Genomic DNA, 26,365 nt, shown 5'->3' with positions numbered 1-26,365 from the left:
AGGTTTGGTCCCAGGACCCATAACAGTAACTTTTTATTCTTTTTAAATTTTAAAAGTTGCTTTTACCTATACTCAGAATTAATAGCTGATAGCTAATAACTGACGGCTGAATGCTTACCTAGAATTTTTTATTCTTCTTCATTATTTTCTACTGATGACTCTTCCTCATCATCACTTACATTAAATTCTTCTTCCGCTCCATCATAATCATAATCTTCTTCATATTCTTCATAGCTATCATAATCTTCTTGATCCAGAGTTTCTAGTTGACCATGACGACCTTCATAGATAGCATCAGCCAACTTACCTACTATAAGTTTGATTGAGCGAATAGCATCATCATTAGCTGGAATTGGAATATCAACTTGAGTCGGGTCACAATTCGTATCCAACAAAGAAACTATAGGAATATCCAACTTCTGACATTCTTGAACAGCATTATACTCTCGTCGCTGGTCTACCATTACAACCCCATCTGGCAAGCGACGCATATTTTTAATACCCCCCAGATATTTTTGTAACTTAGCCATTTCACGACGGAGAACCGAAGCTTCTTTTTTCGGGAGTAAATCTAGTGCCCCATTTGCTTCACGACGCTCTAAGTCCTTGAGTCTTTCTACCCGAGTTTTAATAGTAGTCCAGTTAGTGAGCATCCCACCCAACCAACGTTGGTTAATATAATAAGCTCCACATCTACTAGCCTCTTGAGCGATAATACCAGCAGCTTGACGCTTCGTACCAACAAATAAGAATTTTTTTCCTTGTTCAGAGGAAGTTCTGATATAGTCATAAGCTTCTTCCATTAATTGAGCTGTCTGAACAAGGTCGATAATATGAACGCCGTTACGCTCTGTAAAAATATACTGGGACATTCTTGGATTCCAGCGACGGGTCTGATGCCCAAAGTGGACTCCTGACTCTAACAATTGAGCCAAACTAACAACTGGCATAATTATAATCTCCTATTCGGGTTTAATCCTCCATCCAGGTGCATTCTCATAGATTTTTAATCTACAGAACACCCGACTACCCAGATGTGCGATTTTAGACAACTTTTCTAGTGTATCATATCAAATCCAGTTAAACAGTTATGGAATGGTTAAGTCTTTAGGAGTCAGGAATCAGGAATCAGGAGTACAGATAATCACTTTGATAAGTGTAGTTATGACCGAAAAACTTTGGTCTCAAGTCTCCCCTTTCAAGGGGATAAAAAGCGGTCGAGAGATGGCTAGGAAACCTCGCCATATTTAATCGACCAAGAGAAAAGAGAATATTCCTTATGTCAAGGTTCCTTATTGCAGAGGTACTGTTCAACAATTAATAATTAATAATTAACAATTACCTCTCCTTGAAAACGGATAGGATTAACTAATCATGAAAATTTTTTTCTTGTTTCTCCTTTAAAGGAGAGGCTTTAGACCAGAATTTTTCGGTAACTATTCGGTAACTAATAACTGATAACTGAAATAACGATTGGAGATTTTTTTTTATTTCCAATTCCACCGAATTTGATGTCATATATATTCCTACCAATACTACTAACATTCCAATCTGAAAAAACTTAATGGTTGCTTGGCAAATTAAAAAGCTTATTTTAAAGACTTTAAAACATAGTGATCAACAACAGAAATATCATTGCTTTTTGAATAGAATTTATTTATGTATGAGTCAACATCGCTGGATGTATATATAAAACCTTTAAATCTACCGATTAAAATTTGTTCAGGGCGGTATTTTACAAGTAATTCATATATTTCATCTTGACTCAGTTGGCCTGTCTTTATGCGCTTAGTAGAGAACACCGCAATTTCCGGAGGAACAAGTAAATCTGCATAAAAACCATAAATTGGAACATCTGTAAATAGCCATTTTGTTGAACTTTTATGTTCTATTAAACGATTTATAACTGCAAATTGTGATTCATAGTTTTTTGAAGACTAGGAATATCTTTTGAAACTTTAGGTTTTAATGTCAATAATGCAAATATCATTAAAATTAATGAAATACTTGCCCAAAAATAATTTCTTAATCTAAATTCTCGTTGGTGAAAAAGTCAAATAATGGAACAGATGCATAAGCTGCCAACCAAGCCATAGGAATAGCAATGAGACAATAATGATGTGGCCATACTGGTCTATGATTTAAAAGAAGCAATGTTCCTGTTCCTAGCCATGCAACTGGAAATAGACCTTCCCATTGATGCCTGACAAAAACTACTAATATACCGAAAATAGCTAAATAAAATAGATCGTAATCTTTATTGATGATCACTTTACTTAGCCTTTCAAAACCATCTTTGACGAATGCCGTTTTAATCTCCCCTCCAAAATGAGTACCAAAAAGCTGATCGTAGCTTAACTCATTAAATAATAATGAAACAATCAAGAAAATAACAACTAAACTTATTATCCAAAGTAATAAAGGGTAAATCAATTTACTTCTTAGCTTCTGATTTGATTCAAAATTAATTTTCTTGATATCAAGGATAAAAAGTAAAATTATTGGGCTTAAAAAAACTGTAAAAAATTTAATTTTTAAAGACAATGCAAAAAGAACACCGGAAATAATCAATAAATATTTTTGCTGACTTCTTTTGTACAGAAATAAAAAATAGATAGAAATTACGGTTAAAGATAATGAAGGAATTCCGATCATAACAGTACTACTAAATCTAATAAACCCTGATGAAGCAGCCAATGATATTGCTCCAATAAGAGCAGGCAATATTCCTAAAGAAATACGAATAGTTTCAAAGAAAAACCATATTAGTAATGCCGAGAAAGTTACGGTCAAAAGGCGCGCGAAAAAACAGATTTCCCAACTATGCTGAACCAGAATGAAAGTATTGCTGTAAAAATGAAAGGATAATCGCTCCAAATTTCGATATGCGGTGAGTCACCTTCCATATAAAGTGAAGCCTTCATTAATTGAAGTCCTTCATCAAAATTGAGTTGGAATTCCTCCTTTAAGGGAACAATCATAGGTACTATTATAATTGCTAGTACTAGATACAGTAGAAGCAAGGATATGTAAAATACTTTTCGTTTAATCATCATTTTTGAGTTATAAATTTTATCCGAAATGACTCTGTATTTACTTTAGTTATTTGACTTTTAATATCATGTCTTTTGGGGTGCGTTGGTGTAAGCCCAACCATGAATATATAAGAAAGAAATTTAAGTTTTTTTCTTCCTTTCAGCCTTCTTCCCTCTTCCTTCTTCCCTCTTCCTTATTCCTTCTTTCTTCTTCCTTCTTCCTTCTTAAGGATGTATTTGCCCTAATATTATTTTTAAACGGTCATAATCATCTCTCAACAAAACACTCATATTTCTACCTGCCTGAACTAACCAATTACGGTCTGCTTTTCTCAGTTGATAAATCTCTCTAATAGTAGCAGCTACTAAAGCATCAACAGGAGCATTAAATAACTGTAATAAAGTCCGCAAAAAATCTAACTTTTCACTAAACCTAATTATTTCTTCTGGTTCACATAAATAAACTGCTTGATGAATTTGAGGTGGACGTGGTGGAAGATATTGGTAAATTCTGTCATTTTCTGCAGTAGAACCATTTAATTCTTCTTGAGATTTAAAACCTACTATTGCTGCCCTAAATTCTGTCTTCAACATAGCAAAAATTTGTGGTTGTTGTTCCCGTAACTGAGCTAAAGACATTCCCAAAGCTCTTGCTCTATGTACTGAATCAATAGGTAAAGTAGTTGCATAATAAACCACTCCATAAATCTCATTTCCTGATTGTTCATCCTTAGATTTTACCCAAGTACCAAAAGCAGGCATCATCGGAAAATCTAACTCTTCTGGTTCTAAACATTGAGCCAAAAATTCTGTTGTTGCTGTTTCTATTACTTCAGCTATGTAATTATTCTGGCGATTTGTATTAGCAAACTGGGGTAAAGGAAGACGCATAATGTAGATAATTAATAATTAATAATTAGACAGTACAAAGTTCTTGGAATAACTATTGCTAGCTAACGCTTTCAGCGATCTAAAGGTTAAAAACTCTTTATTCAGAGCTGTAATTACTTCAAGCCTTTTCCCGTAAGACTTTCACTTTTCAAAACAAATCCTTTTTTGACAGGACTTTGTACTCTCCAGTTAATAGTTAATAATTATTACCTATCCTTGAAAAGGAGAGGATTGACTCAAAGGAAAATTTTTTCTTGCTTATCCTTGAAAGGAGAGGCTTTAAACCTTAATTATTCGGTAAGTTGTAGGTTTTAGTTGGTAGATAATTAATATTTCACTTAAAACCTCATACTATTCTTGATTTTTTCAACAATTAATAATTACCTCTCCTTAAAATTATAGAGTTGGTAAGCATAATTTTTTGTCTTTATTTATTGTTGACATCAAAGACTTTAAACCTGAATTATTTGGCTATAAAAAACCATCTACTATTGACTAGATAAATTATTTTTCTTGTTACCTGCCGTAGCATCTATAGCAACCCCCAGGTTGGTGTTTGACAATTAGTACGAGCATCTTGCTCGCGTCATAAAATCATGCATATTACTCCCGTCATAAATCATCATAATTACCGAATAATTAATAATTAATAATTAAATAATTCGCGCCTTGAAGCCTCCTTTTAAGGGGAAAAAGCGGTCGAGGGATGGCGAGGAGACCTCGCCATATCCAATCGAGCAAGAAAAGAAATAATATTTCCTTATATTCAATCAAGAGCGGTTTTAACCAGAGGTAATTATCAATTATCCATTATCCATTATCCATTATCAATTAATGAACCGATGTCCTAACTATAGTGGCGACTACTATACTAACTCTAATTCTGAAAGTCTAAATGTTACTAACTTATCTCAAAGTATTTAAGAAGGTCGTATGTTGCCTATTGTAAGTTGTAGGTGGTAGATAATTATAGCGGTTTTCATGTTTCATAGAACACAGAGATTTTGGCTTAAAGACAGAGGGCAGAATCTTTGTAGTCAACATGAGTGAAAACCGCTATAATATTTAACCCAAAACCTCACACAATTCTTGATTTATTTCAACAATTAATAATTACCTCTCCTGAAAATTATAGAGTTGGTAACCAGAATTTTTGTCTTTATTTATTGTTGACATCAAAGACTTTAAACCTGAATTATTCAGCTATAAAAAACCATCTACTATTTACTAACTGAATTATTTTTTCTTGCGACCTGCCGTTGCATCTACTAACTCTAATTCTGAGAGTCTAAATGTTACTAATTTGTCCCAATTTCCACCTTCAAATAATACAGCAGCTTTACCATCACTTACTCGTTGAACTTGTCCTTGAAATCCATAATAAGTATCACTAATATTTTTAACTCGAACTGCTACACCAGGTAAAATCATAGTTTTCTACTCCTATCAAAAATTTTCTTAATTTTAGGAAATTGAAAGCTGTTTTATTGTAATATTTTTGGCATATTTGACATCCTCCCGACACTCCCCTAAGTTGCAAAAATAACTTCTGACTTCTGACTTCTGACTTCTGACTTCGTTAAGCCAAGGCCACAACAGAAACTCTACCAGCAATTTTTTGAGCGATCGCTTTCAACTCTTGAGCAGAACTAGAGTTAGGAGCGCCAACTACAATAGGAACTCCATTATCTCCACCTTCTCTAACAGGCATTTCCAAAGGAACACCTCCAAGTAGTGGTACACCTAATTCCTCCGCTGTTCTTTGACCACCACCAGAACCAAAAATGTCATACTTTTTCTCTGGCATATCTGGAGGGACAAAATAACTCATATTTTCAACTATTCCTAACACAGAAACCCCTAACTGCTGAAACATTTTTAGACCTTTGCGAGAGTCCAATAATGCCACTGTTTGAGGTGTAGTCACAATTACCACTCCAGACATAGGAACAGCTTGAGCTAATGTTAATTGAGCATCACCAGTACCAGGAGGCAAGTCTACCAACAAATAATCTAAATCGCCCCATTGCACTTGGTACAAAAATTGTCGGATAATTCCATTCAACATTGGACCACGCCAAATTACAGGTTGATCTTTATCAATTAAAAAAGCCATAGAAACCAACTTTACTCCATGATTAAAAGCTGGTTCCAGGACTTCTCCAGATTGTCCTGCTTGTACCATAACTTTAGCATCTGCTAGACCTAACATCGTTGGGTCGTTAGGACCATAAATATCAGCATCAATCAAACCCACTTTAGCGCCCATTTGAGCTAATGCCACAGCTACATTCACTGCTACTGTGCTTTTACCCACTCCACCTTTACCACTAGAAACAGCAATAATATTTTTCACTCCATCAATACCTTGGCGGTCAGGTATAGTTTTCTGCTGAGGAGTCTCTGCTGTGACATCTACTATTACTTCCTTAACCCCGGGTAGTTGCTTGACAGCTTTTTGACAGTCTTCGACAATAAATTCTCGTAATGGACAAGCTGGAGTTGTCAATACTAAAGTGAACTCAACTTGTCCATCATTAACTTTAATATTGCGAATCATATTTAGTTCTACCAAACTCTTTTGTAGTTCGGGGTCTTGTACTGGTCGTAAAACATCTAAAATAGATTGAGTATCGGGTATAGTGGACATATAGTATTCTGCAAAAATTAAAATTTTCTTAGATTATATCTGTTATTTACAAAGTAATGTTAAACACTTTCTGGACTTAATTACTAATAGACATCTCCAGAAAATAGGGAGTAGCGAGTAGGGAGTAGTGGAATGACACACCTTAAATAGTGCATTAGCCTTTTTGATAATCACCCCATCACCCCGTCATTAAATTCCCCCACCCCCCATTTTCTAATGCACATTTTTAGCTGTGTCAGTCTAGTGGACTGTTTCATCTTAAATGTTGCAATAGATTTTTCTCCCTTGTCTTCCTTGTCTTCCTTGTCTTCCTTGTCTTGCCACAACCAAAAATTAACGCACTATTTTAGATGAAACAGTCCAGTAGGGGGAAAAATTTGATTAGATTAATCAGGAGTGCGATAATTGACTTTATTTTTGGCTATTGGAGATGTCTAATAATTAAGTTAATTCATTATTAATTTGATGTTTTTGTTAAAAATAGTTAACTTTAACCCAAAAAATTAATACAATTTAGGTAGTCTACATAAATGATTATCGATGAGATTAAAAATTAAATTTAATAATTAGTATTAAAGAATCAATAATAACTAGAATAACTAGCTATAAAATTTTGGTAATTCATAAGTAAATTAAGGTCTACCATATCATAATCATATAATTTAGATGTAAATTAATAGGCAAGACTAATTCAGTAATTAAGAATCATAGTTGAGTACTTGATATATCTATAGGGTGTCTCAGTCTAATGAGGTACACCTATTCTTTTCTTTCTATTTTTTAGATTTGTATTCTATTCCCTGTTCCCTGTTCCCTGTTCCCTAAAACCAACGAATGGTTGTACCTCACACTTCTTGGGAATTGCTATATGACAAGATAGGTGGATTTACTCAAGAAAAGCTGGAACAAACAGGAAAATTTTACTAGACGATCAAGAACGTGGTAGGATAAAAAGCCTGGAAAGATATTTATAATTTTTAGCCAATTTGAGACATATATTGTACCTATGACAGCTTCCACTGAAACCAAAAAAACAACATCTCTATCTCTATCAATGAGTAGTACCCAAGGTCGAGTCAGTAAATTTATGCAGGACCTACAAGACGAAATTTGTCAAGGACTGGAGCAATTAGATGGAATAGGCAAATTCAAAGAAGACAGTTGGGAACGTCCAGGTGGTGGTGGAGGAAGGTCTCGCGTAATTAGAGACGGTGCGGTTTTTGAACAGGGAGGAGTGAATTTTTCAGAAGTGTGGGGAGACAAACTACCACCAAGTATACTAGCACAAAGACCAGAAGCCGAAGGTCATGGTTTCTATGCGACAGGGACATCAATGGTACTGCATCCTAAAAGTCCTTATGTACCAACAGTTCATCTTAATTATCGATATTTTGAAGCAGGACCTGTATGGTGGTTTGGTGGAGGTATAGATTTAACACCTTACTATCCCTATGCTGAAGACGCAAATCACTTTCATCAAACTATTAAAGCAGCCTGTGACAAAAGCAATAAAGAGTATTATCCTGTATTTAAAAGATGGTGTGATGAGTATTTTTACTTAAAGCATCGTCAAGAAATGCGAGGTGTAGGAGGTATCTTCTTTGATTATCAAGATGGTCAAGGAGAATTATACAAAGGTCCAGACAGCCAAGGACCAGCAGCAATCTATAGTCAGCAGTTAGGAGTTCCTGAAACTCGTAATTGGGAGTCTTTGTTCAAGTTTGTACAAGATTGTGGTAAATCATTCTTGCCAGCTTATACTCCAATAGTAGAGCGACGGCAACCCACAGAGTATGGCGATCGGGAACGTAACTTTCAGCTTTACCGACGTGGCCGTTATGTTGAATTTAATCTAGTATATGACAGAGGTACAATTTTTGGATTGCAAACTAATGGACGTACAGAATCAATTTTGATGTCTTTACCACCTTTGGTTCGCTGGGAATATGGCTACAGTCCAGAACCCAATACACCAGAAGCTCAACTGTATGAAGTATTCTTAAAACCTTATGATTGGGCTAACTGGACACCAAATACCCACTTAGTCTAAGTTAAACTACAGTCAGATGGGCAACCACCATAACTAATATCATCCCGAGGGAAGGGTCAGTGATTCATATTGAGCAAAAAACCCACAAAACTCCGGCCGGCACAACAGTCATCGTTCTAGCACCAACTGGACGTTTGGATATCACAACAGCTTGGCAGTTTCGCCTCAAGTTGCAGGAATGTATCTCTAAACTGAGTCGTCATGTAGTAGTCAATTTAGGTCAGGTTAACTTTATTGATAGTTCTGGACTTACATCTCTGGTAGCAGGGATGCGAGATGCTGACAAAGTTAAGGGTAGTTTCCGCATTTGTAGTGTTCATCCAGAAGCTAAACTGGTATTTGAAGTAACTATGATGGATTCTGTGTTTGAGATTTTTGAAACAGAAGAAGAAGCTCTTAATTATGATGAAGTTCATGAAAGTAACAGAGCTTAATAGTACTAAAGTAGGACTAATCAATTTTATATCTGAACAAACTGTCCAGCAGAATCCTTACTTTAATAAATTCAAATTAGATTGAAATGGGATTACCGAAAAGCGACGTTGAAAACCTCCGTGTTTTAACCGGGGGATGAAAACAAGCGAGTCGTTTAGACTAGACAACTTTAGTTGTCCGGTGCTATGTATCTGGATGTACAAACGTTTAAACAAAAGTAAGCAGAAAGCTAAGTTTAGACTTAAGCCGACTGTGTAGGGGCACAATGATCATCGTCCCCAAAGAACATATAATCTTTGGTCAGAATCATGAGAAACGAAGCAACAAGGATTTATCGGTGTTGCGTAGTATCAACTTAGAATCCCCTCGGCAACAGTTGCGGGGAGTAGTCAACAAGACCAGTCACAATACAGTAAAAGCATATAGCTGACAAGATTATTGTAAGTTAGTTATCGTAAATTGTAATTATTTTAGCTACATCGCCCTTGAGACTCACGCCATATTTGAAAAATTGGCGTGAGATGAATCGGTGGTAAATCAATTGGATTCGATGTCCAATTGATTTACAATACCATTCTGGAGTTTTTCACCATTATCTAAAAATTTCTGTTATTCTAGCAGAAATCAAGCCTAAAACTTGGGAAATCAACTGGATGGGGACAATTTCTAACTATTTTAATTGTCAAAGCTGAAAATGCTGGAGGTGAAGACTATAGTTGTGAATCCTCAAAAACAGAGCCAAAATTGTTCAAATTGTGGTTAAAAAGTCCCCAAAAAATTACCAGAAAGAACTCATTCTTGTGCCAATTGCTGTGTTATTATTGACCGCGATTTGTTTGCGGAGCATTCCGTAGGAAATGCAGCAATAAATATTAAAAATAGGGCGGTAGGGCATTCCGTTGTTAAAGCTTCGTGGAGTCCGACGGGGTACCGGGACTGAGAAACGAGAAGCCCACGCCATACCTTAAGGTTGGCGTGGGAGTATGTCACTGCAATACTTATAAAATCAGTTCTGAACTAAAGCTACAACATTTCATAAATTTGTACGGTCCCATTAAAGCACCCCAAATACCTTGACCAGTTTGCGGATCTATACCTTTGTCTTGACATCCTCCCGACGCTGACCTGACGGTACAGCGCGGGATTCCTAACCATCGCTGATTAGGCCTTTCTGCTTCAATGCACCAGCCTCCAAGGTCGAGCCTCTTTTCGGTCTTACAGTCGCTCCACAGACTGACACTGCTAGCCCAGCAGCCATATTTCTAAGTCTAACACACTATTGACATGCGCCGCAAAATTGATTGGTTTTCCTGCGGAATGCTGCGCAAACATCCCGACGCTCCCCTTCGGGAGAGCGCGGGTCTTCAACCAACGTTGAGATAACTGAGGAACTCTTGGGCATTAACTTCAAAACCTAGTTCAACCTGGTAATATTGACCTTGATAGGTAAAGCCACAAACTTTACCAGGAGCTAGAGTAGCTTGAAAATATTCATTACTTTGACTATGGTTGTGATTTATCACCTCTAGAGTACAACCAGGTAAAAACTCCAGTTGGCTAGGTTTAAGCTGTTTAAGGATGTCTGGGTTTCTCCCCGATCCGAGAATAGAAGGTACATCTTTTGGTAAATAGTACTGAATTTGTAAAGATATGGGACTATCTGATAATTGTCGAAGTTGCATAACTCTTGGTCGATATGGTTGGTCTAATTTGAGAATATTTGCTTGTTCGGCAAATAGAGCAATGCTAGGTTCTGGAAAAAGAGTAATAGGGATAGGTCTGTGCCATAGTCGGAGCTGAACATACCATGCGGGGTCGGCGATCGCCTGGGTAGAATTATCAAATTCACCAGCAAGATATTTAGCTAAAGATATTAACTCTGGAGAAAAATTCATATTTATTGTCAATTTTGATTAAAATGATTACACAGATTACCTAATTATTAATAGTGGTCATTAACAACGTAGAATACAGTCATCAAGTCTGTAACTTATCAAACTTTAAACATACTTATATTTGTTCTGTAGTCTACCTTTGCGAAAAACGCTATCAATAGCTTTCAGTTATGTAGTGGTCATAATTTTTTTCCGAATTGCCAACAGTAAGCAAAATCTATCTACTTAATTCCTATAGAGTTTTGGTCAAATATACCCTGACTTGCAGTTGTTTCAGAGTCTTACGTAATCTTGAAGGCTGAAGACTATTTTTAACTTTCAAATCAAACAAAATAAATTATAATTCTATTTGTAATCCCTACTTGTGCTATGATTAATTGAATTATCATAATATAAATATTGGGAACGGCAACTTTTAAAGCATTGGCTATAGTAAAGTTGTAGAATGTAGTCTATATCTATCCATAAGGGACGACGCTCTGATTTGTCAGACAAACAATTACCTTGTTTATACTAAGTTTTGTCAGCACAGTTCCTCAAAGGAATTATTAGTTTTTTTTAGCAGAAGCCCCACACTGAAAATGATCGAGGGTGTTTCATTCTAAACTGTGCCATTTTATCTATTTACGACACCATGTTATTTCAAGGTTGAGGAAATTTATCTTTCGCTGTCTGAAAAGCAATATAATGTAATTTATAATTAATAATTCAAAGGCAAATATTTTATTATTAATTGTTAATTGTAGAGGTGGGACATCCCTTGGTAGCTCAGTCAATGTCTACAAAGTAGAGTCGCTGAGAAGCCCACATCTGATTTTGTAATCAGTGTGGGAGTATGTCACGAAATACAAGGTAGTCTGCCAGATATTACAGTTTAATTATCAAGGTAGGTACTCCACCAAGTCAAACCCACCCTGTTTTTCCAGTACTATATGCTTTCAAGCTGACCTAGTAGGAAATCAAAATCTGACAGGGATGGGATTATAGAAGAATTAGAACACCAGGTGAATAATATTCGTACTGTTTCAGATACTAAGAAAGCTTTTTATAATTCTCACACCCGTCCAATTAACTCCATATACAATAGAGTTGTTGAAGAGCTGCTAGTGGAAATGCACCTGATTTCCGTCAATGCTAATTATAGCTATAATCCATTTTATGCTTTGGGTATAGTTACAGCTTTTGACCGTTTTATGGAGGGATATTCTCCTGAACAGGACAAAGTTTCTATTTTTAATGCTTTAATTCAAGCACAAGCAGAGGAACCAGATAAATATCGTGCGGATGCTAAAGGATTAGAAGATTTAGCTAAACAAATGTCTGGAAAGGATATGCTATCGTGGATTTGCTTATCAACAGATAGAGATGATGCTCAACATTTGCAAGATAATTTAAGAGCTATTTCCGATGGTTATAAATTTAAGTATAATCGCTTATTTGCTATAGGTTTATTCACTTTACTAGAAATAGCAGATCCAGATTTAGTCAAGGAACAACAGCAGCGTACGGAAGCTATCAAGGAAATTTCTCAGGCTTTAAACTTGCCAGAAGAAAAATTATTAAAAGATATAGATATGTATCGTAGCAATTTAGAGAGAATAACCCAAGCTCGTAGTGCTATGGAAGATACTCTGATGGCAGCTAAGAAAAAACGAGAGAAACGTAGCTTGGAAAAAGGGAATATGCCTACTTCTGCTAGTAAGACTTCAAACAATAGTAATTAAATATCAATAGTTAAAGATTGAATTATTTAATATTTAGTATTTTGACTGACTGTATTTTTTCAAATACTATTTACTGGCTCGTTAAACATTATCCTTGCTGTTATTTCAATTTAATTTTTTGAGTAGGAGATGTGTTAACACATCTCCTACTCTAATTAGGGTTTGCGCTCAAAAGTTTTTAGTAGGGAAGGAGACAGGAGATAACCCACCCTCGCCCCTCCCCTCCCAGGAGGGAATACCCACCCCTAACCCTCCCAGGAGGGGAATATAGGAGGAGCGGGGAATGATCGAGGAGGTAGGATTCAATAATTAATAATTAATTATTAATTATTAATTATTACCTCTCAAAAGAAAACGGAATTGATTGAATAATAATGAAAAATTTTTCTTGTTTCTCCTTGTAGAGCGACAGCTAGCGACGCAGTCAAGGAGAGGATTTTTACCTTAATTATTCTATTCCGTAAGGATTGTCAGAGTTATTTTTCTGCACAACTATGAGCCTAAAATACGCTCAAATTTGAGCATTTTAGACGTGATACCAGGCACTTTTTAAAGGATCCAAAAAGGCACTTGTCTTTATATGTCAATGCATTTAGACTTATATCGGCCACGCCCTAATTATTTCATAGATAGTATTTATAAAATGTAGCCCACTTGTTGATAATGATCTAAGATTGTCAATTTTTTATTTTAAAAATACTATGTATTGAGCCAATAAAAATTTAGAATACTTCATAAATACTAATACAAATCAAAAAATTTTTCTATAACAATAATTTTTATCCTAAGAACAAACAACCTTTATTTTTCTATCTAGTAAGAATAATTTAAAGATAGATAGTACTATTGTTCATACTGTGGAGCATAAGATTTAAGTAATTCACTAAGTTGTGAACCAACATCAGGAGAAGTACCAAAAGGTGTAGGGTTAATTGGTTGTCGGTCTATATTTTGAACAATAGCTTCATTTACCTGCTGAGAAATTAGATTTTGAAGTTCATCTTTAGCCTTAGACCTTTGAAACTGAGCGCCCTCCTCTGTAGTAGCATATAAAGGAGGAAGTCTATTTAAAGCATAAGCGGCAATATCGCCCACATCAAGAGTTTTGTCGCTACTTGCCTCAATTTCTGCCACTCGTGCGATCGCTTCAGACAGGACTAATTCTTCCATCACATTAATAAATTGTTTACGAGGTAAAACAACAACTTCTCCTGTCAATAAAGCTCCCATTAAACGGTCAAGAGCCATATATTCCTCAATTGATAATTCAGAAGCAGTGTTACAAATTAGTCCTACTTCTGCTTCCATAGAAGGTGTTAAATAACCATCTTGTAAAGCTTGTTCAACAATTTTTTCTATACTCATAAGTTTTATTTAAATTGACTCAGAAGAATTTTCAAAGTGAGATTTCTACTATTTATTTTATTAGATTAAGATTATAAGTTAATCAAAGTCAAGCTCTACTATCATCTTAATTTCTCAGAACATAACTTAATACCCACATAATATTTTTACAAAAAAACGTGCAGTTGAAAGCCAAGTGGCTTTAGCCCTTGGATGAAAACAAGTTGTGGGAATTTATTCCCAAGTATCCCAAAATGTGGGATAATAGTCAATGAATACGAGTAGGAATAAGGTTTGTCCCATAGACTCAATGCTTGTAGAGGTGAAACTCCCGCCAGTAAGAAACTAATAGCACTGTTCTATCAAGACGCTTGGCACAGGCAAGTAGGCAGCAGAGATAGGGATTTATGGCTCACTCATAAGTGTAAAACCACTCTGAAAATAAAACTAAAAAAGTAAAGGCAATGTGTGTGGCATTTTTGTCAGCATATCTGAGTCTGTAGGTGGTATATGAGCTACCACCACTGGGAAAATTAAGTCCAGTGACAGCTAGTAGGTGTGACGAATCGTGTTTTTAAACCGATTTGGAACAACTCCTTAGAATCACCCGTACTTCAGTCGGGTGAGAAGTCAAATAAAACAAATTTTCTGAGTCTTGATACATTTATTTAGCTGTTCGGGCGAGAAGCCGCACGTCATAATCTCCGATTTGACGATGGGATGAATTGCCAGTAAAATAATTAATGTAGGTAAAGTTAAATACAAGAGCGACCATCCGCTTACAAACTTAACCTAGACAACTGAAAGTATGGGGTTTTACAAGGAATTGTGCAGAAATTGCAGCTGTCCCTTGTATGTAAAACTTTCAAGGAAAATAGGTAGAGCGAGAAATTCTCTACTCCTTCTGTGGTGGGGCAGCAGGGTTAAGTAAAACCAAAGTCTCTCCTGCGGAGTCGCTGCGCGAACATGAAATGTCCGACGGGTTGCCGGGAGTCAACTCCAAGCCCACGCTATAGCTCGCAAGAGTTTAGGGACGGGAGCTGTCACAAAAGTCTTATTCAATACCTTGATATCGCCAAGGAACAGGATCGACTGCTTGACCAGATACATATAATCCCCAATGTAGATGAGGACCTGTAGATGCCCCCGTAGATCCTACAGCACCGATTAACTGGCCAGCTTTCACAAAATCGCCTTCTTGAACATTAATACGACTCAAATGGATAAAAATGCTTGTTACCCCTTGACCATGATCGATACCCACAGTATTACCATGAATTTCAAAACCCTGAGATTCTAATCCCACTAGAGCGACACGACCAGCAGCAGGAGCTACTACAGGAGAGCCATTATAATCTGCATAATCTACCCCACGATGATAATAGTTTTCAGCAAACTCTCCATTGTAATACCGTCGTACCCCATAAATTGTACTTACAGGACCTTGGTTAGGTCGAAGAAATGGACCATTCCAAAATTTCTGTGGAGTGGCAAGTTTTTTTAAATGCTCCCACTCTGTCAAATTCTAAGTCTGTTCCTTTGAGAGAATCTTTGCCAGGAGGTAGCCAAATAGATTGAGTGGGAAAGGAGCGACCTTGCAGATTTACATTTACATTCTGCACGCCTGCTTCAGTGGTAATTTGAAGCTGTCGTGTACCTGGTCGGTCTAAAGGGGTAGTTGGTAATAATGCCCTCAATTTATTTTGTCCAATTGAAAAGAATGGATAAGTTTTTCCATCCATATTAACTTTGGGAGTTGCTCCGCTAATTGATTCCTGAATTACAACTGATAAAGTGTCTCCAAGTTGTGGGTTAGTAGGAGTTATTTGTACAGTTTGGCTAAGTCCAGGGCTAGCTATTACCAGTATTGTTGTAACTATAGTTAAGATTAAGTTAGGGATAAACTGTTTAATTTTGATAGACCAAAACATTAGTTTTTAGTTAATATTTTTCCGATTAATTAATGACTAAATTATATTTGTAGATTTCAATTAACAATATCCTCATCTGAGGAATAATTTACTTGAAGAAGGTTTGAGGTCTTAGTTTTTAGGTATTAGACATCTGTTCAACAATTAATAATGAATAATGAATAATGAATAATTACCTCTCCTTGAAAGAAGAGGATTGACAAATTCATGAAAATTTTTCTTCTCTTGGTCGATTGGATATGGCGAGGAGACCTCGCCATCCCATCTAACGGACTGCTCCGCAAACGACCGCTTATTATCCCCTTAAAAGGGGAGGCGCATACCCACAATTTTTCGGTAAAAATCAAAAATCAAATCAATTATTATCTATAAATTATCAATTATTCCCTCCCAGGAGGGGTTAGGGGTGGGTTCCCTATTCCCTATTCTATGTTCCTTATTCCCTCTTTTGGAGGAGATGTCTATTATATTAAATTTTAGAGGATTCAGATGCAACCAACTCCTTAACGAAGTCAGAAGTCTGTAGGGACGATTGGCGAATCGCCTCTACAGAAGTTATTAATGTTAGCAGTTTTACATGCTTTAAATCAGCCACCAGAAATTATTGGTATTACGGTGGGGCGATCGCTTCTGCAAATAGGTCTATATAATTAATAATTAATAATTAATAATTAATAATTAAATAATTCGTGCCTTGAACCCTCCCCTTTTAAGGGGAAAAAAGCGGTCGAGGGATGGCGAGGTCCCCTCCCCATATCCAATCGACCAAGACAGCAGTCGTAGCGCAGCTTCCCGTAGGGTGGGATGGCGAGGTCTCCTCGCTGTCCGACCATCGACCAAGAAAAGAAATAATATTTCCTTATATTCAATTCCGTAACAGTTAAAACCTGAGGTAATTATCAATTATCCATTATCAATTATCAATTAATGAAAGAACACTTGGGTTTTTCCATTGAGATTGGTGCTTTTGTGGCGGGTCTAATGATATCTGAAGTAGAGTATGCTGACAAAACCTTTTTGCGCGTAGCGCTACATTTGCCTTATGTGACTGGGCCACAAATTTTGTAGTTACATCATTATTCTGAAATTGTCTATTAGACATCTCAAATAATAAAAAATAAAATCAATTATCGTAGATAAATTATCAATTATTTTCCTCCGATCCCTACTTCCTACTGCCTACTCCCTCTTTTCTGGAATTTTCTATTTATGATTAACTTAAAATAAGAAGAAGGTAGAAAAATTTCCTTGAAAAAATTAGGATTAGTTTTTGGTTTGAGATAAACAATAGCTTGTCGCCAAATTATAATTGGTAAATCATATTGGTCTAAGAGGCAAATACAATTGGGGTCTTGCCAGAAAACTTTTCCTACATGGAGGTCATTGGTAATTAGTTTTAGCTCTACTTCTTTCTTATCTGTGATATAAGTTTGAATCTGGCGAACACTGGGTAAACTGGTATCAAAATCAGACATAATAATTATTCAATATATTTCCCACGTAATCTTTTCATTTAAAAGTAAATTTCAACTTAATTACTGGAGCATCATCATGACAGTATCATTCACCAAGTATCATGGCCTGGGCAACGATTTTATTTTGATTGATAATCGCCACCTCCCGCAACCTATAGTAACACCAGAACAGGCGATAAAATTGTGCGATCGCAATTTTGGTATTGGTGCAAATGGTGTGATTTTTGCTCTGCCTAGACAAGAGCAAGCTGATTATACCATGCGGATATTTAACTCTGATGGTTCAGAGTCAGAAATGTGCGGTAATGGGATTAGATGTTTAGCTAAATTTATTGCTGAAATAGATAATGATAATAAAACTCAATATAAAATTTATACTGGTGCAGGTCTGCTCGGAATCGAATTACAACCTGATGGCCAAGTAAAAGTTGATATGGGACAACCAAAACTATTGGCATCGGAAATACCCACAACTCTTGGTAATGCTGATGAGAAAATTGTTAATCAAACTTTAGAAGTGGCTGGAAAATCTTGGTCTGTTACCTGTGTCAATATGGGGAACCCACACTGTATAACTTTTGTAGAGAATGTTGCTGATATAGCTCTAGAAATAGTAGGTCCTCAATTTGAGCATCACTCAGTATTTCCAGAACGCACTAATACAGAATTTATTCAAGTTATTAGCCCAAATTATGTGAAAATGAGAGTATGGGAAAGAGGTGCTGGTGCAACATTAGCTTGTGGTACGGGTGCTTGTGCATCAGTAGTGGCAGGGGTTTTAACTCAAAGAAGCGAGAATAAAGTTACAGTTGAACTACCTGGAGGTTGTTTGGAGATTGAATGGTCAACCACAGACCAAACAGTTTATATGACTGGACCAGCAGAAAAAGTATTTACAGGAGTTATTAATGAATCAATAATGAATTGATAGAAATGTAGAGATTGGTAATTGTTTAAAATTAATTTTTTGACTATTTCAAAATTAGTTTTATAGAAAAAGGAAGAAAGAAGAAGGAAGAAGGAAGAAGGAAGAAGGAAGAAGGAAGAAGGAAAAATCTGACTTTGTCTAAGTTTTTAGCTTCTGATATGTCCTTACCGAAAAATTCTGGTCTAAAGCCTCCCCTTTTAAGGGGATAAAAAAAGAGAATATTTCAGATTTCAAGCCTCCTTATTGCAGAGGTACTGATAACTGATAACTGTTAACGCAGTTACGACCATAGGAGGCTAACTGATAACTAAAATGACCTTTCCTTCGACTGCTATAAAAAAATTAGCTGTACTATTTTCAATACTTAGAATAACTTTTATGGCAGTGCGCGCTGGTATATTGACAAATTGTAGGAATTAGCCAATAGCTAAAAGTCTGATAAAATAGGCTTTTTATTCCCACTATTGTCTGTTGCCTGTTCGCTGTTGTCTGCGCAAACTGCTATAGATAAAAATTAAAAGTTATATTGCTTTTGACTGGGAATTTTGACTTAAAAATAGAGGTATATTCATGGGCGGAGGTATTTACTTAATTCGTGACAACGATCAACTTGTGGAAATGACAGAACAAGCTTATGAGTCTGAAGATCAACTACAAGAGTTTATAGAAACTTATCCTAACCTACTTGCGGGAGATGATATAGACAGAGCTACTCCCAGAAGATGGTTATTAATATCACGGGAAATAGCAATATCGACAGAGGAAGATATCACACAACAATGGGCATTATCTCATTTATTTCTTGACCAAGAAGCAATTCCGACGTTAGTAATAGTTAAAGGTGCTGACAAAGCAGAAATTCGTCAAACAGTAGTAGGTCAAATGATTGATTATGCTGCTAATGTAGGGGTTTATTGGCCTCTAGAGTCAATTATTGCTCAGTTTGAAGTCAACTGTCGGGAACATGGTCGCGATCCAGAACAAGTATTTGAAAAATTTCTGGGTCTAGATGCTGACGAAGAAAAGTTTTGGCAAAAAGTGAAAACGAATTTACAAGCAAATAAAATTCGCTTAGTATTTGTGGCAGATAATATTCCGGCAGAATTACGAAGAGTAGTAGAATTTCTGAACGAGCAGATAGACCCAGTAGAAGTTTTGGCATTAGAAATTAAACAGTATGTTAGTCAAGAAGGTTTAAGAACTTTAGTTCCAAGAGTAATTGGTCAAACGACTGAAGCACAACTGAAAAAATCAAGCACAACTCGTGAAAGAAGAAGGTGGGACGAAATATCTTTCTTTCAAGAGTTTCAAACTAGGTGGGGCGCTGATGAGGCAGCAATACTCAGAAAAATTCATGAGTGGGCTAAAAACCAAGAACCTATAGTTTCAATTCAATGGGGGACAGGGGATGTTTATGGTGGTTTTAGTATAATTGTTAATCAACCAGGAAAAAAGAGTCTGGAGTTATTTAGTATTGATATTTCAGGTCGTCTAGAAATTTACTCGAATAAATATAGTTGTCAACCTCCATTTAATAACAATACTAAATGGTTGGAATTGAGAGCTAAACTTAGTTCAATTGGTCTAGCTTTACCAGGAAATTCAGAGGAATTTAGAGCGCCTAGTTTACGTTTATCAACATTACAAGATGATGTAGCGTTAGAGCAAGTAATGGAAACTTTTCATTGGATTATTGAAGAAGTTAATCAAGGGTAATTTCAGTTATCAATTGTCAGTTATCCAGGGCTGTTTTATTCTAAACTTTGCCATTTTATGCATTGACTAAACCATGTTATTTCAAGCTTGAGTAAATTTATCTTTTGCTGTCTGAAAATAAATAAATTCATTGCTAATATCTAGAATGAAATGACCCTGTTAGTTATCAGTTATAAGTTGTAATTAGGGTTTGCTGATGGAAAGTCTTTTTGGTGGGGTAGGAGACAACCCACCCCTAACCCTCCCAGGAGGGAAGACAACCCACCCCTAACCCTCCCAGGAGGGGAAGACAACCCACCCCTAACCCCTCCCAGGAGGGGAAGACAGGAGGAATGGGGAATTAGGGAGGAAGCAGGAGTAAGAATTGTAAGAATGATTTTTCTGCCCAACTATGAGCCTAAAATACGCCCCATGCATGAGCGTTTTAGACGTGATAATAGGTACTGCAATTCGACCCCAAAAAGGCTAAATTATTTATATTTCAATGCTTTTATATTTAATCAGCAAGCCCTAATTCAATATTAAGTTAAAGATGATTGAAATAATAACCATTAACCAGGTATTTCAAGGTCATTTAGATTGTAGATGTTCAAGAATTTAGAATTTAGAATTTAGAATTTAGAATTTAGAATTTAGAATTTAGAATTTAGAATTACCTCTTCTTATAAATCTTATAAATAAGAGGATTGGATCAAAGGATTTTTCTTCTTCTCTTGGTCTCATGGATATGGCGAGGGGACCGTTCCCTCCGGGACGCTACGCGTTAACGTAGTTGTGCGTTAGCAAACGCCATCCCATCCTACGGAATGCTCCGCAAACGACCGCTTTTTTCTCCATTAATGGAGAGGCTTTATACCTGAATTTTTCGGTAAAGTGGCGATCGCCTAGTTCAAACATATAGCAGAAGGAAGAAGGAAGAAGGAAGAATAAAAAATCTTGCGTTGTCTGAGTTTTAAGCTTTTAATACGCCCTAATTTTTCCTTTGACTGCTATATTTAAAATTTTGTTTATTTAATTAGCTATTAATGGAAATACGGTTCAACAATTAATAATTAATCATTAACAATTACCTCTCCTTGAAAAGAAGAGTATTGACGCGGTAGGGAATTTTTTTTCTTTGTTCATTATTTTAATAGTATAATTTTTTTCTATTAATTATATTAATTTTATAGAGGTTTTCACAAGGGTGCATCTCATATTTGCAAAAATACTTTTTTCCTATATATTCCCAGTTAAGTGTTCCCAGTTAAGTGTTCCCTGTTCCCTAAAAGCGATAAATTTTTTGTTTTATTCACGCATTGAGATGCACCCTTTCACAAAGGTAGACTACAGAAAAATATAAGTATGTTTAAAGTTTGATAAATTACAGACTTGATAGCTGTATTTTATGTTAAGAAAAACACTATAAATAAGTTAAAAATAATTATGTCTGATTCTTTTATCGGTGAAATTATTGGTGGGAAGTATGATTTTCGTGCGAAGATTGGAGCAGGTGGAAGTAGTGTTGTTTATTTGGCTAAAAAGTTAAATAGCAATGAACGTTATGCTATTAAAACACTTTCTACGGATGAAAAAAATGCAATTAAATTGTTGGAAAGAGAAATTGATACTTTAAAACGTCTTAATCATCCTCATATTGTAAAGTTTATAGATTATGGTTATGAAGAGGATCATAGACTGGTTTATTTAGTGTTGGAATATTTGGATGGTCAAGATATTAAAAGTTATTTTGATGGTGGGATTGATTTAAAAACAAAGTTGAGTTTATTTTTGCAGATTATTGACGGAATTAGTCATGCTCATGGAAAGGATATTATTCATCGGGATATTAAGCCAGATAATATTAAGGTGGTAGATATTGATGAGGAACCGGAAGCAAAAGTTTTAGATTTTGGGATAGCTATTATTACTACTACTTTGTTAACAAATACGATTAGGAGTTATCATACACCTTTATTTTCTGCACCGGAGCAAATTAATCTTGAGGGAGTTTCTAGGGATTCGGATGTTTATTCTTTGGGGATGACTTTTTTATATTTATTATCAACTCAGTCGGAGCGAATTAGATTTCAAGATAAAAGACATAAAAATATTCTTTATCAGTCTGCTAAAGAGGTTTTAAATGGTTATGAAAATTCTCAAGATTTAATAGAAAAATTTAAAAGTGCGACAGAAAAGGAGCGTGAAAAACGCCCTAGGCTTGATGTTTTGAGAAAGGTTGTTGCAGATTTTTTAGAAATATTATCTGAAACAAAAATATAGTATTTAGGGTGACTCCTGGACTCAGAGAAAAAGTAGATAAAAGCAATAATTATCAAGGACAAGGTTTAAGAGTTAAAAGGCATATTGAATCAGAGTTAAAATCTAATTCAGGAACTTTATATATTAAAAACACATTCAAAAAAATACGCCGGAAGAAAAATAAAATAGGCTAAATGTAGAAATTTTTATAGAAAGTTCAGCTAAAATTTATCAAGGTTTTATTGAGTTAGACGAACCTGATTATATTGTTCTTCGTAAAGAGCTAATATCTGTCGCTCCTCAGACACAAGAAATAATTGTTGAAAATGCAGTGGAAATAAAAGTATATCCTATTGTTGAAATAGATTCTAATTTAAGGCGAAAGAGTGATTTAACTGACTTGATATACAAAATTTGGGAGAAAGAAGAAGAGGTTAAAAATGAAAGAGAAAATAATCAAGTATTAGCAGCAACGTTTGAACAATGGCAATCTGTAATTGATATTGAAAAAGAGATTATTAAAGACCAAAAACTAACTTTTCAATACCGACAAAAATTCTATGACCAGCAAAGACAAATTGTAATTTTAAGTTTAACAGAAACCATCTCTGTTGAAGATTTGGAAAAAATTACAGCTCCTCCATTACCTGTAACTATTTCCACCACAAAACAATCATCTTCTACTCGAAAAAAATCAAAACAGTTGCCTATTGGAGATATTGTTGACGGGGAAAAATCTAGTAATGGAGAATTAATTGAAAAACTACATATTAGTATTGGAGATTTTTGCCCTGATGAAATTATTCAGTCTATATCAGATGCAGGAAAAATCGAAACAAATTTACAAGACCAATAATCTGAAATTGAAAAAAGACGTAAAGCTTTAAGAGAAATTAGATATGGTGATTCAGAAAATCCAGAATTATGTCAGGTTATAGTTAATCCATCTAATGTTAAACCAATTGAACCTATATTAATTAGACATAGACAATTTTTTAACCAACAATTGGATGAGTCACAACAAAAAGCTGTATTTCATTAATGGATAATGGATAATGGATAATGGATAATTACTTCTGGTTAAAATCATCAGATTAAATATAAGGAAATATTATTTCTTTTTTCCCCTTTGAAAGGAGAGGATTTTAACCTGAATTATTTAATTATTAATTATTAATTATTAATTATTCGATAAAGCTTTAGCTACTGAGGAAATATTTTTAATTCAAGGACCTCCGGGAACTGGAAAAACTTCTGTAATTACTGAAATTATTCGGCAAATTCTCAACCAATATCCTAATGATAAAATTTTGATTTATTCTCAGTCTAATGTGGCAGTGGATAATGTTTTGACGAGAATATCTGGCGTGGAAGGTGAAGAAATTAAGTGTATTAGAATTGGTAGAGAAGAAAAAATAGAAGAAAGTGCTAAACAGTTTGAAGTGGGGAAGGCTATTATTAACTGGCAAAAATATATTAGTGAAAAATCTGTTGCTTATTGGCAGGAGTATCAGGAGAAAAATCAGCAACTTTTATCAGGGGTGAAAAAGATTTCTGAGCTAGAAGAGATTAAAGATAAAAATCAAGAGTTGAAAAGTTTGGCAGCAAAATTAACAAAAACAATTGCCAGACTTAATTCGGAATTGGTTATTGAACCAGAGAATTTAGCATCTATAGAATTTTCGGATATTGTCTTGGAGCTAATTTATGAAAAGCTAGAGTTAGAACGAAAAATATTAGAATCTATAGAAAAAGATACTGCTAAATTTGGCATCGAATATCCAGAACAAAAACAACTTTCAATTTGGATAGATCGAGAATCAAAATTCTTAGAGAGTCTTCTGGGCGATAATCAACAAAATTATCAGAATTTCATCAATTTACAGAAATTAAATAAAGAATGGAATGAAAAATTGCAGAGAAAACAACAAGATTTGATGTCTATATTTATAGATGAAATAAATGTTGTAGGGGCAACTTGTTTAGGGGTAGCAAGATTTAAAGACCGTAATTTTGATTGGGTAATAATTGATGAAGCTGCTCGCTCTACTGCACCGGAAAGTTTTGTGCCAATGTCGAAAGGTAAGAAAATTATTTTAGTGGGAGACCATCAACAGTTACCGCCAATTATTGATAGGGAAGTTCAGGAAAAAGCGTGGAATGAACAACAGATTGAAAAAAGAATTCTGGAGATAAGTTTGTTCGAGTATCTTTATGAAAAGTTGCCGGATAATAATAAGATAACTCTGACTAATCAATATAGAATGCACCCAGATATTGGTGATTTGGTTAGTACATTATTTTACGAAAGTCTGGTTTCTAGTCAGTTTGTTAATGTTAAGGAAAAAAAACACGGTTTGAGAGAATTTAATCACAATATTTCTTGGATATCTACTAGCGATGTTCCACGAGAAAAATCTCAAGAAAAACAAATAGGAAAAAGTTTTAGTAATCTTTATGAGGCTAAAGTTATTAAGGGAGTTTTGGCAAAAATTCAAGAAAATTGTGAGTCGAATAATTTATCAAAAGAGGTCGGTGTTATTTCTGCTTATCGTTCACAAATTAGTATTTTAGAATCGACTATTGCTCCTAACAATAAGCAGTTGTGGAAAAATTTACATATTGTGATTCATACAGTTGATGCTTTTCAAGGTGGAGAAAGAGATATTATTATTTATGATTTAGTTAGGAGTAATTCTAAGAAAATATTGGGTTTTACTTCCGACTATCGCAGATTAAATGTTGCTTTATCCCGTGCTAGACAGTTATTAATTATAGTTGGCAATGATAATATGGCTTATGAAGGAAAAACTCCTCGTAATATTCCTAATCAGTTTACAGATTTAATTGAATATATTGATAGTAGTAAAGTTTGCTTTCGACTTAAGTCCGGTAAATTTATAAAATGAAATATTTCTGATTAAAACGAACCTTTGAGGGGAGTTTGGAGACCATACCTCTAGAGATGAAAATTTGGAAAAAGTCAGAAAAATGCAGTTATTAATTAAATTATTACAACTAACTCTTGAAAGCGGTTTAGAGGTTAAACTCCTATATTGAATCAGTAAAAAGCTGTAAAAATTTATTTGATAGGACTTCTATATAGAACCCATTTAGTACCTTTTACATTGATTTTCCTTTCTACAACCTTAGCGATCGCGGAGTGGAACGGAGTTCTATCGCGCTCAAAATCATACTATCTTTAGTTGAATAAAAAGTCATGCGTAGATATAAGCAACTCCATTTAAATACTATGGTATCAGAATTTAAGGGAGGATGAAACCTTTGAGGCGGGATTTTTTTTGAGCTTCACAGAATGAAAATGTGGGAGATTTTCCAATGATGAGGAATATATGGAAAGATTTGATTCGGAAGTTATGCGCTTCAGGTAATGACTTGATGAGGTGTTTTTTATGGAGAAGGAATATATGGAAAGATTTGATTCGGAAGTTATGCGCTTCAGGTAATGACTTGATGAGGTGTTTTTGATGGAGAAGGAATATATGGAAAGATTTGATTCGGAAGTTATGCGCTTCAGGTAATGACTGGGTGAGGTGTTTTCTATGGAGAAGGAATATATGGAAATATTTGATGCGGAAGTTATGCGCTTCAGGTAATGACTGGGTGAGGTGTTTTCTATGGAGAAGGAATATATGGAAAGATTTGATTCGGAAGTTATGCGCTTCAGGTAATGACTTGATGAGGTGTTTTTGATGGAGAAGGAATATATGGAAAGATTTGATTCGGAAGTTATGCGCTTCAGGAAATGATTGGGTGAGGTGTTTTCTATGGAGAAGGAATATATGGAAAGATTTGATTCGGAAGTTATGCGCTTCAGGTAATGACTGGGTGAGGTGTTTTTGATGGAGAAGGAATATATGGAAAGATTTGATTCGGAAGTTATGCGCTTCAGGTAATGACTACTGGGTGAGGTGTTTTTGATGGAGAAGGAATATATGGAAAGATTTGATTCGGAAGTTATGCGCTTCAGGTAATGACTGGATGAGGTGTTTTTGATGGAGAAGGAATATATGGAAAGATTTGATTCGG

The 26,365-nt window shown here is 35.2% G+C and carries 19 protein-coding genes and 2 pseudogenes; 10 read left to right on the top strand and 11 right to left on the bottom strand.

Annotated elements, in window-relative coordinates; genetic code table 11:
- Positions 1-128 precede the first annotated feature (128 nt).
- From rpsB to SAGCYANO_RS04820, 5 genes are all read right to left on the bottom strand, one after another.
- On the bottom strand, positions 129-950 hold the full coding sequence (gene rpsB / locus SAGCYANO_RS04840; protein WP_202219037.1) for a 30S ribosomal protein S2: 822 nt from the start codon (positions 948-950) through the stop codon (positions 129-131).
- Positions 951-2,025: 1,075 nt separating this feature from the next.
- A complete protein-coding gene (locus SAGCYANO_RS04835) occupies positions 2,026-2,877 on the bottom strand; it encodes a glycosyltransferase family 39 protein (RefSeq protein WP_202219036.1) in 852 nt (283 codons plus the stop codon).
- Positions 2,878-3,260: 383 nt separating this feature from the next.
- Complete coding sequence (locus SAGCYANO_RS04830; protein WP_202219035.1) at positions 3,261-3,926, bottom strand: HAS-barrel domain-containing protein; 666 nt, start codon at positions 3,924-3,926, stop codon at positions 3,261-3,263.
- A 1,236-nt stretch (positions 3,927-5,162) separates the two neighbouring features.
- On the bottom strand, positions 5,163-5,357 hold the full coding sequence (locus tag SAGCYANO_RS04825; protein WP_202219034.1) for an NAD(P)H dehydrogenase subunit NdhS: 195 nt from the start codon (positions 5,355-5,357) through the stop codon (positions 5,163-5,165).
- A gap of 148 nt (positions 5,358-5,505) precedes the next feature.
- Positions 5,506-6,576, bottom strand: coding sequence for an Mrp/NBP35 family ATP-binding protein (locus SAGCYANO_RS04820; protein ID WP_202219033.1), 1,071 nt, complete (start codon positions 6,574-6,576; stop codon positions 5,506-5,508).
- Positions 6,577-7,582: 1,006 nt separating this feature from the next.
- Between SAGCYANO_RS04820 and hemF the strand changes: the two genes are divergently transcribed.
- Both hemF and SAGCYANO_RS04810 read left to right on the top strand, forming a co-directional pair.
- Positions 7,583-8,626, top strand: coding sequence for an oxygen-dependent coproporphyrinogen oxidase (hemF, locus tag SAGCYANO_RS04815; protein WP_202219032.1), 1,044 nt, complete (start codon positions 7,583-7,585; stop codon positions 8,624-8,626).
- Between the two features lie 59 nt (positions 8,627-8,685).
- Positions 8,686-9,060 carry an STAS domain-containing protein gene (locus tag SAGCYANO_RS04810; RefSeq protein WP_202219031.1) on the top strand — a complete coding sequence of 125 codons (375 nt, stop codon included), beginning with the start codon at positions 8,686-8,688 and terminating at the stop codon, positions 9,058-9,060.
- A 999-nt stretch (positions 9,061-10,059) separates the two neighbouring features.
- Here SAGCYANO_RS04810 and SAGCYANO_RS44115 read toward each other — a convergent pair.
- Both SAGCYANO_RS44115 and SAGCYANO_RS04800 read right to left on the bottom strand, forming a co-directional pair.
- On the bottom strand, positions 10,060-10,206 hold the full coding sequence (locus SAGCYANO_RS44115; protein WP_255502467.1) for a CpcT/CpeT family chromophore lyase: 147 nt from the start codon (positions 10,204-10,206) through the stop codon (positions 10,060-10,062).
- A gap of 219 nt (positions 10,207-10,425) precedes the next feature.
- Positions 10,426-10,956 carry a chromophore lyase CpcT/CpeT gene (locus tag SAGCYANO_RS04800; RefSeq protein ID WP_202219030.1) on the bottom strand — a complete coding sequence of 177 codons (531 nt, stop codon included), beginning with the start codon at positions 10,954-10,956 and terminating at the stop codon, positions 10,426-10,428.
- A gap of 1,004 nt (positions 10,957-11,960) precedes the next feature.
- Between SAGCYANO_RS04800 and psb29 the strand changes: the two genes are divergently transcribed.
- Positions 11,961-12,680 carry a photosystem II biogenesis protein Psp29 gene (gene psb29, locus SAGCYANO_RS04795; protein WP_202219029.1) on the top strand — a complete coding sequence of 240 codons (720 nt, stop codon included), beginning with the start codon at positions 11,961-11,963 and terminating at the stop codon, positions 12,678-12,680.
- An 843-nt stretch (positions 12,681-13,523) separates the two neighbouring features.
- Here psb29 and SAGCYANO_RS04790 read toward each other — a convergent pair.
- Together SAGCYANO_RS04790 and SAGCYANO_RS04785 are read right to left on the bottom strand one after the other, a co-directional pair.
- Positions 13,524-14,045 carry a late competence development ComFB family protein gene (locus tag SAGCYANO_RS04790; protein WP_202219028.1) on the bottom strand — a complete coding sequence of 174 codons (522 nt, stop codon included), beginning with the start codon at positions 14,043-14,045 and terminating at the stop codon, positions 13,524-13,526.
- A 1,033-nt stretch (positions 14,046-15,078) separates the two neighbouring features.
- A pseudogene (locus SAGCYANO_RS04785) lies at positions 15,079-15,955 on the bottom strand (M23 family metallopeptidase).
- A 927-nt stretch (positions 15,956-16,882) separates the two neighbouring features.
- On the opposite strand from SAGCYANO_RS04785, the gene SAGCYANO_RS04780 reads away from it, so the two are divergent.
- Complete coding sequence (locus SAGCYANO_RS04780; RefSeq protein ID WP_202219027.1) at positions 16,883-17,023, top strand: hypothetical protein; 141 nt, start codon at positions 16,883-16,885, stop codon at positions 17,021-17,023.
- 104 nt (positions 17,024-17,127) lie between these two features.
- On the opposite strand, the gene SAGCYANO_RS04775 is transcribed toward SAGCYANO_RS04780, so the two are convergent.
- Positions 17,128-17,430, bottom strand: coding sequence for an RNA-binding protein hfq (locus tag SAGCYANO_RS04775; protein ID WP_375339866.1), 303 nt, complete (start codon positions 17,428-17,430; stop codon positions 17,128-17,130).
- A 76-nt stretch (positions 17,431-17,506) separates the two neighbouring features.
- On the opposite strand from SAGCYANO_RS04775, the gene dapF reads away from it, so the two are divergent.
- The 6 genes and pseudogenes from dapF to SAGCYANO_RS47325 all read left to right on the top strand — a co-directional run bounded on the left by dapF (position 17,507) and on the right by SAGCYANO_RS47325 (position 25,224).
- Complete coding sequence (gene dapF / locus SAGCYANO_RS04770) at positions 17,507-18,358, top strand: diaminopimelate epimerase (RefSeq protein ID WP_202219026.1); 852 nt, start codon at positions 17,507-17,509, stop codon at positions 18,356-18,358.
- 570 nt (positions 18,359-18,928) lie between these two features.
- On the top strand, positions 18,929-20,074 hold the full coding sequence (locus tag SAGCYANO_RS04765) for a hypothetical protein (RefSeq protein ID WP_202219025.1): 1,146 nt from the start codon (positions 18,929-18,931) through the stop codon (positions 20,072-20,074).
- Between the two features lie 1,371 nt (positions 20,075-21,445).
- The gene (locus SAGCYANO_RS04760; protein ID WP_237395807.1) at positions 21,446-22,336 is read left to right on the top strand and encodes a serine/threonine-protein kinase; all 891 of its coding nucleotides are present in this window, start codon (positions 21,446-21,448) and stop codon (positions 22,334-22,336) included.
- Between the two features lie 310 nt (positions 22,337-22,646).
- A complete protein-coding gene (locus SAGCYANO_RS04755) occupies positions 22,647-23,171 on the top strand; it encodes a hypothetical protein (protein WP_202219023.1) in 525 nt (174 codons plus the stop codon).
- A 346-nt stretch (positions 23,172-23,517) separates the two neighbouring features.
- Positions 23,518-24,435 (top strand): annotated as a pseudogene (locus SAGCYANO_RS47330) (AAA domain-containing protein); the annotation flags it as partial.
- Positions 24,415-25,224: a DEAD/DEAH box helicase family protein gene (locus SAGCYANO_RS47325; RefSeq protein WP_255502466.1), complete on the top strand. Its 810-nt coding sequence runs from the start codon at positions 24,415-24,417 to the stop codon at positions 25,222-25,224. The pseudogene SAGCYANO_RS47330 and the gene SAGCYANO_RS47325, both read left to right, overlap by 21 nt.
- 350 nt (positions 25,225-25,574) lie before the next feature.
- Here the strand turns inward: SAGCYANO_RS47325 and SAGCYANO_RS44110 are convergent.
- Positions 25,575-26,365, bottom strand: a 791-nt coding sequence (locus SAGCYANO_RS44110; protein WP_237395806.1) for a hypothetical protein, incomplete at its 5' end; no start/stop codon positions are given.

It is taken from the genome of Okeania sp. KiyG1 (genome assembly GCF_014132355.1).
Classification (GTDB): Bacteria; Cyanobacteriota; Cyanobacteriia; order Cyanobacteriales; family Microcoleaceae; genus Okeania.
Note: the sequence above shows the minus strand (reverse complement) of the source record. Positions and strands in the feature narration are given on the sequence as shown.